This is a genomic window from Catenuloplanes sp. NPDC051500, assembly GCF_044454585.1.
Taxonomy (GTDB): Bacteria; Actinomycetota; Actinomycetes; order Mycobacteriales; family Micromonosporaceae; genus Catenuloplanes.
In genome coordinates this window covers 51,201-63,061 of sequence record NZ_JBITDX010000004.1, presented here as the reverse complement: position 1 = coordinate 63,061, position 11,861 = coordinate 51,201, and the positions used below count along the sequence as shown (strand labels likewise).

Here is an 11,861-nt window from a genome sequence, read left to right as displayed (position 1 = left end):
CTTGCGCCTCTCAGCACACGTCAAACTTTCCTGCCCTCACCTGCCGGCTCGGGCCGAGAAGCCAGACACTCAAGACTCGGCGCGGCGCTCAGCGTCCGAATCGGCAGCGAGGCCGGCGGTGCGGATGACCGGGATACCCCGCGGCATCGACGGATCATCCGAGATCGACGACTCACTGCCGAGAACGCCGCCCACCGGCATCGCGCGGCGACCGCCCGGCTCTGCGGCGGCATCGATGGGACCATCGGCCGGCACCGGCGCCGCGCTGGGAGCCTGGGTCACGGGGTTCGTCCGGATCGGCTCTTCCGGTATGCCTGTGCTGGTGGGGAGGCTGCTGTCGGGACCGACGACCGGGAAGTGCGTCGTGGGCATGCCGAACTCGTTGGGTCCGATCAGGCCCGGCGTATCGGCCTGCAATGACGGTGGCGTCGGGCCGGTGAACGCATGTGCGGCCGCGATGCCCGCCGCCGGTTCCTTCGCGGCCGCATCGGCCGGGACTTGGCGATCAGCAGTGCTCTGCTGACCGGCCTCGGCCCGGCGATCGGCGGCGGGAGAGCCCGATGCCTGGGACATGGTGCCCTGGACAGCCGGGGCAGCGGCTGCAGAATCCACGTGGAGCGGTGTCTGGTTGTGGGGACCGCGGGTGTCGACGTCGCGCTTTACCGCGGCCTGCGGATCGACCGCGCCCGGCGCACCAACCTCACCATGCCGGTCAGCGGCGACATCTTGCCGAGTCATCGCGACATCGTGCGGGTCAGCGGGCACGGTGTGCCGGTCAGCGGGCACGGCGCCGGATGGTGGTAGGGCGGCGCGCTGGCCGGTTGGAACGGCGGCCGCGGGCGGCTCGCTGGCACCTGGAGGCTTCGGCCCGGAGATGAGGGACTCGAAGACGACAGACGTAGAACCCACAGAGGCGGAGCCGGCGGGTGGCGACTTCATTCCAGCGGGGGTGATCGGATCGGTGCCAGCCGGCGCGGTGGCGGCTGACCCGGTGCCAGCCGACGCGGTGCCAGCCGACGCCGTGCCAGCTGACCCGGTGGCGGCCGACCCGGTGGCGGCCGGCGCGGTGCCAGCCGACGCGGTGTTGGCCGGCGATTGCGCGGTGGGGCGCACGGACGGGGCGGCGCCGCTTGTGGAGTCCGCGTTGGTCGTGCCTGGAGCCGGACGGGGCGGGAACACCGGGTCCTCGATACCAAACGAGTCGGAACCGAGCACACCGGGCGACGGCACCCCGGGCTGGGTGATCGGGTTCTTGGCGGGCCGGAAACCGTGGCTCGCGGGCTTTCCGCCGCCGCCCTTGGATGATCCGCGTCCGCCGCCACCCCTGCCCATGCCCATGCCGCCCATCGGTGGCGCTATGAAGACGCCGGGAGCAGCGCCGGCCGCCGTCCCACCGGTGTCCGAGGTGGAGGTCGGTGACGCCTGGGCTGAGGTGGTTTCCGGACCGGCTTCGTGGGATGTCTCCGTGCCGGTGCCAACACTGCCGGCCAGACCGCTCGGCGCGCCGGCCGAGTGGCCCATCGCCGCCGACGCAGACGCGTCGACGCTCTGGGCTTGCGACTTACCCATGTCGGTCCCGGCGGCGATCGGCCCAGACGTGGTGCGACCAGCATCAATCGGCGTGACCCAGCCGGCATCACCCGGCCTACCCTCAGCGGACATGCTGCGCCCAGCATCAACCGACGTGACCCGGTCAGCATCGCGCGGTCTATCCCCGGCGGACATACTGCGCCCAGCATCAACGGGCGCGGCCCGGTCGGCATCGCCCGGGCCACCGCCAGCAGGACCGCCGCGCCCAGCATCAACCGGCGCGGCCCGGTCGGCAGCGCCCGGCCCACCGCCAGCAGAATCGCCGTGCCCAGCATCAGACGGCGCGGTCCGGTCGGGGTCGCCCGGACCACCCCCGAATGCCTTTCCGCCTGTTGCATCGGCCGCGTCGGCGCCGATGCCGCTGCCTGCGCCGAGCGGGCCGGCCGCCTCGGGACTGAGGTAGGGACCGGCCGGTGAACGGTCGGGAGTGCCGGTCCAGCCGCTGATGGCCTGCGACGGGGACGTCCCATCCGATGCCGGTCCAAGGCCACTGCCACCGGAGAGCCAGCAGGTTCCGCCCGTGGGCGCGGTGGGGCTGTCGCCCGAGGAACCTCGGCCTGGGCCGCCTGTCCAGGAATTGGCCGCTTCCGGTGCAGCAGCGACGTCGCCCGCCCATGTCGGGCCGGTTCCCATGCCCCCCGCAAGCGCGCCGGGCCCGGACGAGCCGAGCGGCGGCGCTCCCGGCCCGGAAGGGCTGGACACAGATGGGCCGGACACGGATGAGCCGGATGCGAGCGGACCGAATGCGGACGAGCCGGACCCGGACGAGCCAGACCCGGACGAGCCAGATCCGGACGGGTCGGGCGGGGATGCCAGCGACGAACCGAGCGCTGAGGAATCGAGTGGCGCCGGATCGGACACGGAGGAGCCGTGCCGGCCGGTGTCGTCGTCCGAGGCGGCCTGGTGTGGTCGGGCGGGCGTGTCCGTCCAGCCGTCGATGGTCTTTGCGGCGGCCTCGGCGTTGGCCAGCGCTGCGGCGAGGCCGTTGCCGCCACCGCTCAGCAGTGGTCCGGAGGCGCCTAGAGATCGGCCGAGAGCACCGGCGGCGCTTGCCAAGGGCGATGCCGCGCCCTGAGTGGTGGTGTCCGACGGTCCGCCAGAGGATGCTGTTCGGCTGTCCGCGCCGCTGCCCTCGCCCGTGCTGGGAACGCCGATCTCGGAGGCGGGATGCGACGCATCGCTCGCCGCGCCGCCGATGGCCGAAGCCAGCGCGGTTCCCGACCCTGTTCCGGAAACTTCATCCGCCCGGTCGGCGATCAGGAACGCGGCTGCGCCGGCCGGCGATATGTCTGCGCTGTCGTGGGCTCCTTCCGGCACGGCATGCGGGGACAGCGCGGCCTCGAACGTCTCAAGGGGCGGGCCGTTGGGCACCGGGTCCGCCATCGAGGTCAGATCCGCATAGGGGTCACCTTGGCTGGTACTTACGGCTGGTGGCGAGTCGGTGATGCCGTCGAGCTTGGCCGCCAGGTCGGTATTGAGGGCGCCGACCGCGCCGGACGACGTCGCACCATGAGTGCCGGGCGTCGAGCCCACGTCCGGGAGCGACACATATGCGCTGGTTGCGCGCGGGTCGGCGGCAGTTCCGGTGACCGGGCGCGTCAGTCCGGCGCCGTCCGCGACGGATGCTTCCGAACCGGCCGCTGACGCCACCTCGCCGCCGGGGAACCCGCCCACGGCCGAGGCGCGATCTGACGCCGCGTCAAGACCATCCGAGCGCTCCGCATCCGAACTGCCGCGATGTTCCGCATCCGCACCCACGCCGAAACCACCGCGAGGCTGGGCGTCCGCACCACGGCGATGTTCCGCATCCGAACCACCGCGAGACTCCGCGTCCGCGCCACGGCGATATTCCGCATCCGAACCACCGCGAGACTCCACGCCCAAACCACCGCGAGACTCCACGCCCAAGCCACCGCGAGACTCCACGCCCGAACCACCGCGAGACTCCACGCCCGAACCACCGCGAGACTCCACGCCGAGGCTGTCCAACGCCGGCATGCCCGCAGCTCCGGCGCCCCGGATCGCGGCCTCCTGGGCCGGCACAGCCATGCCGTCGCGCTGCGCACTTCGTACCGGCGAGATTATGGATTTTTGGGTTGTTGCGGTCAGGAGGTTGTCGATGATGTGAAGCACTGTCAGGCGGCTTGCGGACAGGGCGGCGAGCGCGGCGGGGGTGGCGGCGCCCAGGGTCAGCGCCGAGGCCGCGGTCAGGGCGATCAGGTCGATCACCAGGGAGGTGATCTCGGTCCAGATGGCGAGCTTGGCGGCCTCGATGTCGCTGCCGCACTCCTCCACGGCGGCGGCGATCCGGTCGGCGGCGAGTTGGAGCTGATCGAGGGCTGCGGGGTCGCCTGTGGTGACCGTGGACCAGGCGGTACGGAAGGCGTCGGCGACCGGGCCGGTGTCGCCGTGGGCGTCGAGGAACGTGGCTGCGGCCGAGACCGCGCGCTCGGCGGGGGTGGCGAGCGTGGCGGAGACGCCGTGCCAGGTGTCGGCGAGGTCCCAGATCGCGCGCTCGTCGCCGGCCGGCCAATCGGCACCGACGACCCGTTCCAGGCCCTCACGGATCCAGGACGGCGCGTCGAACCAGGGCTGGCCGAGGGGGTGCGGAACGGGACTGGTCAATGCCGCCACAAGTCCCCCGATCGCCACACCGCGCTGTCGGCTCCCCATTCAAGCAGGTGACCGCCAATGCAACGTTCGTGCAACGTCCCCGAAACTAGCGTGCGCCGAGAAGCCCGCCCGGAACGGCAAGGGAGCCCGGCACATGTCTCGTTATGAAGCGCCTGGACAGGACGGCGCGATCGTCTCCTACGAGTCCCGTTACGACCACTGGATCGGCGGCGAGTACGTCAAGCCGGCCAAGGGTAGGTATTTCGAGAATCCCAGCCCGGTGAACGGGCAGGCCTTCACCGAGATCGCCCGTGGCACGGCGGACGACGTGGAGCGGGCGCTTGACGCGGCGCACGGCGCGGCGCCGGGGTGGGGGCGCACGTCCGTCGCGGAGCGGGCGAACATCCTCAACAGGATCGCGGACCGGCTGGAGCAGAACCTGGAGCGGCTGGCGGTCGCGGAGAGCTGGGAGAACGGCAAGCCGGTACGGGAGACGCTTGCTGCTGACCTGCCGCTTGCGGTGGACCACTTCCGCTACTTCGCGGGGGCGATCCGGGCGCAGGAGGGTGGGCTCGCGGAGCTGGACGAGGACACGGTGGCGTACCACTTCCACGAGCCGCTCGGTGTGGTCGCGCAGATCATCCCGTGGAATTTCCCGATCCTGATGGCGGTGTGGAAGCTGGCGCCCGCGCTCGCGGCCGGCAACACGGTGGTGCTGAAGCCGGCCGAGCAGACGCCGGCCTCGATCCACCTGGTGATGGGCCTGATCGCGGACCTGCTGCCGCCGGGCGTGGTGAACATCGTCAACGGGTTCGGCGTGGAGGCGGGCAAGCCGCTTGCCAGTAGCGCGCGGGTGGCGAAGGTGGCGTTCACCGGCGAGACCACGACCGGGCGGCTGATCATGCAGTACGCCTCGGAGAACATCAAGCCGGTCACGCTTGAGCTGGGCGGCAAGAGCCCGAACCTGTTCTTCGACGACGTGTCCGCAAGCAACGACGACTTCTTTGACAAGGCGCTCGAGGGTTTCACCATGTTCGCGCTGAATCAGGGTGAGGTGTGCACCTGCCCGTCGCGTGCGCTGATCCAGTCCGGCCACTATTCGGATTTCCTGGCCGCGGCCGTCGACCGGACGAACGCCATCAAGCAGGGCAACCCACTCGACACGGACACGATGGTGGGCGCACAGGCCTCGAACGACCAGCTGGAGAAGATCCTGTCGTACCTGGACATCGGCCAGCGTGAGGGCGCGAAGCTGCTCACCGGCGGCGAGCGGGCGGATCTGGGCGGCGAGTTGGCCGGCGGCTACTACGTGCAGCCGACGATCTTCCAGGGCGACAACGCCATGCGGATCTTCCAGGAGGAGATCTTCGGGCCGGTGGTCTCGGTCGCGTCGTTCACCGACTTCGCGGACGCTGTGAAGATCGCCAACGACACGTTGTACGGACTCGGCGCCGGCGTCTGGACCCGGGACCTGAACATCGCCTACCGGGCCGGCCGCGCGATCCAGGCCGGGCGCGTCTGGACGAACTGCTACCACGCGTACCCGGCGCACGCGGCGTTCGGCGGCTACAAGCAGTCCGGGATCGGCCGGGAGAACCACCGGATGATGCTCGACCACTACCAGCAGACCAAGAACCTGCTGGTCAGCTACTCACCCAAGAAGCTCGGCTTCTTCTAGGGGCCGGGAGCTAGGAACGAGGAGCGACAATGGTGTCCAGGGTGGAGGTCACGCCGGCCGCGGCGGACCTGATCCGATCGTTGCACGGCACGCACGGCCCGCTGATGTTCCACCAGTCCGGCGGCTGTTGCGACGGCAGTGCGCCGATGTGCTTTCCGGACGGTGAGTTCCGTACCGGCAGCTCCGACGTGCTCCTGGAGGAGCTCGACATCGACGGCGTGGCCGAGCCGGTCACGTTCTGGATGTCGTCGTCCCAGTTCGCGCTCTGGCGCCACACACACCTGACCGTGGACGTGGTGCCGGGGCGGGGCAGCGGCTTCTCCCTGGAGGCGCCGGAGGGGGTCCGCTTCCTGATCCGGTCCCGCCTGCTCACCGAGGACGAGCTGGCCGAACTGGGCGACTAGGGCGACTAGCCTCGATCGGCCCGGAGGAAGGACGCGGCCTGCTCGCCGACGAGCACGCTCGGCGCCATGGTGTTCGCCATCGTGACGCGGGGCAGCACCGACGCGTCCGCGACGCGCAGCCCCGCACAGCCGTGGACCCGCGGCCGGGAGTCGACCACCGCCAGGTCGTCGGCTCCCATCCGCGCGGTGCCGCACTGGTGCCAGAACGTCTCGACGGTACGGCGCAGGTAGTCGTCCCCGTCCGCCCCGGGCCACCGCTCAGCCGCGAGATACCCGCGCAGCGCGGGTGCGGTCCCGACGGCTCTGGCGGTGTCCAGCAGGCGCCGTGCCGTGGCCAGGTCGTCCGGGTGCGTGAAGTAGCCGGTCTCGATGAGCGGATCGTCCGCCGGATCGCCGGACGCGAGCGTGATCCGGCCGGTGTTCCCCATCGCCATGCCGACCATGAACACGACATCCCCGTCGATCGTGGGGGTGACGTACATGAACGCCGGCGCCTCGTCCTGCCAGAAGCAGCCCACGCCGGTGTCGCCGCGCGGCGGGAGCGCGGCCCCGGCCGCCGCCTCCCACACGAGGCTCAGCAGCGCGTGGTCGTGGAGGTTGCGGCCGACGCCGGGCAGGTGCCGCCGGACCGGGATGCCGTGCCGTGCTAGTTCGGCGGCGTCACCGAGGCCGGAGAGCATGAGCACCTTTGGCGTGTTGATCGCGCCGAGGGAGAGCACGACCTCCTCGCGTGCCCGGAGGTCCGCGACCTGGCCGCCGGTGAGCACCCGGACCCCCACCGCGCGATCGTCCTCGAACAGCACCCGCTGCACGAGCGTGCCGGTCAGCACCGTCAGGTTCGGCAGCGTCCGGCCGGCCACGTAGGAGCGGTACGGCGAGCGGCGGCGTCCCTCCCGGATGGTCTTCCTGGACGTCGCGGCGCCGCGTGGGGCCTCGGTGAGCGCGCCGTTCGGGCTCGCGTACCGCGGGAACCCGGCCTGCTGCGCGGCGTCGAGCACTGCATCGCCGAACGGGTGCGGGGACGCGCTCTCCACCCACATCGGGCCGTTCTCGATCCGCCGGAAGACCTCGCTCACCGCCTCGTACCCCCACGCGGGATCACCGGTTCGGCGCGCGAACTCATCCCAGTCGTCGCGGTGCCCGCGCACCCAGTTGCACACGTTGACGCTGCCGCCGCCACCGAGCACCCGGCCCATCGCGTAGGGGAGCGCGCGCCCGGCGACCGCCGGATCGGGCACGGCGGTGAAGTTCCAGACCGTGTCCGACCCCAGGTTCAGCGCCCACAGGTCCGGGTTCTGGATGGTCTCCCGCTCGTCGTCGCCGCCGGCCTCGATCAGCAGCACGGAGACGTCCGCGTCCTCGGCGAGCCGCCCGGCGAGCGTCGCACCGGCCGAGCCCGCGCCACACACTATGAAGTCGTACATGTCGCCCAGCATGGCCGTGCGGTGAGGCGCCGCCCACTGTTCGTCCGCTCAGCGGACTCGTCCGGTCACCTGCTCGCCATGTGCTTTCCCAGTGCGGCCGCGGCCCGGTGCAGCGGCGCCGCGAACCGCTCCGCCGGACCGGCCATGCTGGTGATCTGCAGCGCGGCCCGCCCGCCTCCGGGCAGCAGCACCGGCGCCGCGTAGCAGGTCATGCCGGGCATCACCGGCCCATGATCGACTGCCAGGCCGCCGGACCGGTTCACCGGTGGAGGAACCGCGCCGAGCAGCACGCCGGCCGCGGTGAACGCGGGCATCGCCGCCCCGGACCGGGTGTCCACAGGCGTCGCAAGGACCCCCGGCACGCTCTCCAGGGACACGAAAGCCTCCTCCGACGGTACGACAAGCGACACAGTCGCCCCGGTCTGCGCCCGCAGCACCCGCAGCGCGGTCGCGGACGGCTCCCGCAGCCCGGCGAACGGCTCGACCCGCCGGGCCAGCCGCAACAGCCCGCTGGACAGCTCCCACCGCCCGCCCGCGAACTCCACCGCCCCCGCGTCGCGCAGTTGCCCGAGCAGCCGGTAGACGGTCGGGCGGGGCAGGCCGGTCAGCTCCGCCAGCCGCGCCACCTGCTGTTGCGTGCCCGCATCAGGCAACGCCCGCAGCACCCGGAACGCCCCGTCCACCACACCACGCCCACCGCTCTCCACGCCCCAACGCTATAACCCGTACTCGCGTCGCAGCATGCGGATCCGGGTCAGCGCGAGACCCCGGCGCGGCGAGTCGGCCGGCAGCGCAGCCGCGAACGCCTCCCAGGCCTGCAGATCGTCCGCACCCCACTCGGCGCGCACCCACGCGTCGAGAAGCGACGGGTCGCCGGAGCCGAAGACTGCGGCGCGGAGGCGGTCGTCGAGCGTGCGGCGGAGCCGGATCACACCTGGGGCGTCGGAGGCGGGCAGCAGCGGGCCGGCGTACGCGTCAAGCGCCTCCCGAACCAGGCCCGCATCGAGCAGGTCGGGGACGGCGAGAAAATCAGCGCTCACCCCCGGCTCCACACGGTACGGACGGGAACCGACAAGCGCCGGCCCGAGCGCGCGGCGCAGCCGGGAGAGCTCCGCACGCACTGTCACGGACGACTGCCGATCATCCCCATAAAGATCAAAGGCGAGTTGCTCGCCGGTACGCCCCTCGGGGTGGCAGAGCAGCAACGTCAGCAGCTCACTGTGCCGGCGGCCCAGCCTGGTCCGCCGCCCGCCCACGGTCAACACCGCCTCGTCGCGGCCGAGCGCGGTCACGGCCGCCCGGTCCCCCGGCTCGGAGAACCCGGCGAGCACCGCCTCCGCCGCCCGCGCGGTGGCCGTCACCAGGGCCAGGCTGTGCGGGTTCGCCAGGTGGTCGCCGCCGGTCAGGTCGACGGCGCCGAGCAGCCGCCCGGAGGCCGGATCGTGGATCGGCGCGGCCGCGCACGTCCAGCCCTGGACCGGGCGGCTGAAGTGCTCGGTCGCGAAGATCTGCACGGAGTGGTCGACCGCGAGCGCGGTGCCGGGCGCGTTCGTACCGGCATGGGTCTCGTCCCAGCGGGCGCCGGGCACGAAGTTCATCGCCGCGGCCTGGCGCAGCACGGACGGGTGGCCCTCGACCCAGAGCAGACGGCCGCGCGCGTCACAGACCGCCATCAGGTGTTCGCCGTCGTCCGCGAGGCCGCCGAGCAGGTCACGGAAGAGCGGCAGCACCCGGGCCAGCGGATGTGCGGCCCGGTGGTCGGACAGCTCGTCGTCGGACAGGTCGGTGGGCGCTGTGGTGTCCGGATCGACGGACGCGACGGCGGAGCGCTGCCACGACTCCGCCACCACGTCCCGGACCTGCCCTGCCGTACCCCCGTTGATGAACGTGTCGTGGGCACGGCGGATCTGGCCGATGCGTTCGGCCGGGTCGGCGCCGAACTGCAGGGCGAGCCACGGGTTGGACATCGGCGTCCTCCCGTTCGGGGCGTGGGCCGACCCCTATCGTGACCCACGTCACCCCGCGCGTCTACCAGCTGCCGTCGTCGCGTACCCGGGCCGGCGCGTGCCCCTGAAGCAGCCCGATCATCGCCCGGTCGGCGTCGGCCCCGAGGAACCACTCGCCGGCCTGGTCGAGCGCGAAGAGATAGCCGCGCTCGTCGACCGCGATGATGCTGTGCCCCTCCTCGCTGCCCATCGGGAACAGCCGCGCCCCGATCAGCCGGCCGAAGTCCGCAAGCGTGTCCGCGTTGTGCGCGTTCCGCGCCGGGTTGATCTGGACGCGGCGGATCCACACGTCCCGGCCCGGACCCCGGCGCGACGACGCCAGCAGCGGAAACGCGGTCAGTGCGGCGAGTGCGGCCGGGAACGGCTCGTGCCGGTGCCGCAGCCCCGCCACGCCCGCCGCCTCCTTGACGCCCTCCTCCGCGTAGACCGGGTACGCGAAGTTCGGCTCCCAGGCGGCGGACTTCAGATCGGCGGCCACATCCGGCGGGAAACGGGCCGGGTCCGGCTCCGCGACCTCCAGGCCGGGCGGCGGCGGCTCCGGCCACTGCTCCTCCGTGAACACCAGGTCGGAGTCGGGCAGCACGCCGAAGTGCACAAGCGCCCGGATCGACGACTCGGCCGGAAGCATCGGCTCCTGAAGCACCGGGTCGCCCGGCTCACGCACCGGGAAGATCTCAAGCATCGCGCCGCGCAGCAGCTCACGGGCGGTGTCCAGGGTCAGCGGCGGGTGCCCGTGCGCGACCCGGCGGCGATCGTGCTCGTGCAGCGCGTCGGAGAGCGCCACCACCTCGGCGTGCCGGTCGCCGCCGCGCACCAGGTGCCCGGCCGGCAGCGCGGACAGGTACTCGTACACAAGCGGATGGTGGTTGAGGGTCTGATCGCCCTTCGCGCCGCGCGCGATGAACAGGTCGTAGCCGGTCTCGTCGCTGCCGACGGTCAGGTGCGCGGCAGTGGTCGGCGTCGGCAGCCGGCGCAGCGCCCGGCGCAGCTCGACCTGCGGATCCGCGGTGTGGATGCGGCCGGCACGGGCCGGGCGGGCGCGGCGGAACTGCTCCTCCACCATCGCCGGCGGCAGGCTCGGGAAGCTCGACAGCTCACCTGTCTCACGGTCGACGACGGTACGGCCGCCGTCGTCGGGCTGGGTGAACACGCCCTGCGGCTGCCGCGTCCAGATCACGTAGCCCAGGTCGAACTCGTACAACTCGGGCGTGCACGTGTAGCCACGGCGCAGCGAGTCGCGCTCCGCCCAGACGGCGGCGAGCGCGTCCGCCTCCTCACGAGTGATCATCCGTCGTGCCCCCTCGGTTGTTCCCGCTGGGAAACGTACCGGACCGCGTCTATTGGCACGGCCCGGTATCGTCGTCGCAGCCGCTATATCGGGGGAGGTAACGGTGGCCCAACATGCGAACCGGGACGCGAACGCAGCTCTGAAGGCACGTTTCGCCGACGTCTACGGTCAGTACGAGCGACTCCGTGACGGCATGGGTGAGATGCAGACCCGCCTCGCGGAGCTGTCCGTCTCCGCCACCGACTCCGAGGAGCTGATCCGGGCGACCGTCGGGCCGCGCGGCCAGCTGACCTCGCTCGAGATCGAGCCCCGGGCGTACCGCGTCTACGAACCGCACGAGCTCGCCGAGGAGATCACCAAGGTGGTCGCCGAGGCCGCGGCGAACGCGGGCGACGCCGTCCAGGAGGTGCTCGGCGAGTACCTGCCGCCCGGCACCGGCGCCATGGACTACCTCAAGGACGGCAAGTTCGGCTCGCTGCTGCGCAACAGCGACGCCCGCATGCGGGAGGCCACCGAATGACCGGCCCCGGCAACGAGCTGTTCCTCAACCCGGAGCGCGCGGCCCAGGGCGCACGGGACCTCACCGACGCCGGCAGCGACTTCCTCAGCCAGCAGAAGTCGATCGGCCCGCAGATCCAGAGCCTCTCCTCCGCACCGCCGTGGGGCGCGGACGAGATCGGCGCCGCGTTCGAGGCCAAGTACCGGCAGATCGAGTCGCAGGTGCTGACCGGCTGGGAAAAGCTCGGCACCTACCTCGAAGACCTCGGCGAGTCCGCCGCCCACGCGGTGCAGCAGAGCACCGCCACCGAGGAGGCCAACGACGCCATCATCCAGCGGACCTGGCAGGCCAGGTAAAGG

Annotated in this window: 9 protein-coding genes; 4 read left to right on the top strand and 5 right to left on the bottom strand. The window is 72.0% G+C overall.

Annotated elements, in window-relative coordinates; translation table 11 throughout:
* Positions 1 to 69: 69 nt before the first annotated feature.
* Positions 70 to 4,224, bottom strand: a complete 4,155-nt coding sequence (locus ACIA8K_RS09535) for a hypothetical protein (protein ID WP_396056824.1) — start codon at positions 4,222 to 4,224, stop codon at positions 70 to 72.
* Positions 4,225 to 4,357: 133 nt separating this feature from the next.
* Between ACIA8K_RS09535 and adh the strand changes: the two genes are divergently transcribed.
* Positions 4,358 to 5,881, top strand: coding sequence for an aldehyde dehydrogenase (gene adh, locus ACIA8K_RS09530; RefSeq protein WP_396056822.1), 1,524 nt, complete (start codon positions 4,358 to 4,360; stop codon positions 5,879 to 5,881).
* Between the two features lie 29 nt (positions 5,882 to 5,910).
* Complete coding sequence (locus tag ACIA8K_RS09525) at positions 5,911 to 6,285, top strand: DUF779 domain-containing protein (RefSeq protein WP_396056821.1); 375 nt, start codon at positions 5,911 to 5,913, stop codon at positions 6,283 to 6,285.
* Positions 6,286 to 6,290: 5 nt separating this feature from the next.
* Here ACIA8K_RS09525 and ACIA8K_RS09520 read toward each other — a convergent pair whose 3' ends face one another.
* From ACIA8K_RS09520 to ACIA8K_RS09505, 4 genes are all read right to left on the bottom strand, one after another.
* Positions 6,291 to 7,709, bottom strand: coding sequence for a GMC family oxidoreductase (locus ACIA8K_RS09520; RefSeq protein WP_396056819.1), 1,419 nt, complete (start codon positions 7,707 to 7,709; stop codon positions 6,291 to 6,293).
* Positions 7,710 to 7,774: 65 nt separating this feature from the next.
* Complete coding sequence (locus ACIA8K_RS09515) at positions 7,775 to 8,416, bottom strand: helix-turn-helix domain-containing protein (RefSeq protein WP_396056817.1); 642 nt, start codon at positions 8,414 to 8,416, stop codon at positions 7,775 to 7,777.
* A 9-nt stretch (positions 8,417 to 8,425) separates the two neighbouring features.
* Positions 8,426 to 9,676 (bottom strand): GAF domain-containing protein, encoded by a 1,251-nt coding sequence (locus ACIA8K_RS09510; protein ID WP_396056815.1) that lies wholly within the window; start codon positions 9,674 to 9,676, stop codon positions 8,426 to 8,428.
* Positions 9,677 to 9,737: 61 nt separating this feature from the next.
* Entirely contained in the window at positions 9,738 to 11,003 is a 1,266-nt protein-coding gene (locus ACIA8K_RS09505; protein ID WP_396056814.1) for an SUKH-3 domain-containing protein, read from the bottom strand.
* A gap of 103 nt (positions 11,004 to 11,106) precedes the next feature.
* On the opposite strand from ACIA8K_RS09505, the gene ACIA8K_RS09500 reads away from it, so the two are divergent.
* Complete coding sequence (locus ACIA8K_RS09500; protein WP_396056812.1) at positions 11,107 to 11,523, top strand: YbaB/EbfC family nucleoid-associated protein; 417 nt, start codon at positions 11,107 to 11,109, stop codon at positions 11,521 to 11,523.
* Complete coding sequence (locus tag ACIA8K_RS09495; RefSeq protein WP_396056809.1) at positions 11,520 to 11,858, top strand: hypothetical protein; 339 nt, start codon at positions 11,520 to 11,522, stop codon at positions 11,856 to 11,858. The genes ACIA8K_RS09500 and ACIA8K_RS09495 overlap by 4 nt, the downstream gene beginning before the upstream one ends.
* Positions 11,859 to 11,861: the final 3 nt, after the last annotated feature.

Coding starts and splice junctions, on each gene's coding strand:
- ACIA8K_RS09520 (WP_396056819.1), bottom strand. CDS start 7,709: ATGTACGACTTCATAGTGTGTGGCGCGGGCTCGGCCGGTGCGACGCTC.
- adh (WP_396056822.1), top strand. CDS start 4,358: ATGTCTCGTTATGAAGCGCCTGGACAGGACGGCGCGATCGTCTCCTAC.
- ACIA8K_RS09510 (WP_396056815.1), bottom strand. CDS start 9,676: ATGTCCAACCCGTGGCTCGCCCTGCAGTTCGGCGCCGACCCGGCCGAA.
- ACIA8K_RS09495 (WP_396056809.1), top strand. CDS start 11,520: ATGACCGGCCCCGGCAACGAGCTGTTCCTCAACCCGGAGCGCGCGGCC.
- ACIA8K_RS09505 (WP_396056814.1), bottom strand. CDS start 11,003: ATGATCACTCGTGAGGAGGCGGACGCGCTCGCCGCCGTCTGGGCGGAG.
- ACIA8K_RS09525 (WP_396056821.1), top strand. CDS start 5,911: ATGGTGTCCAGGGTGGAGGTCACGCCGGCCGCGGCGGACCTGATCCGA.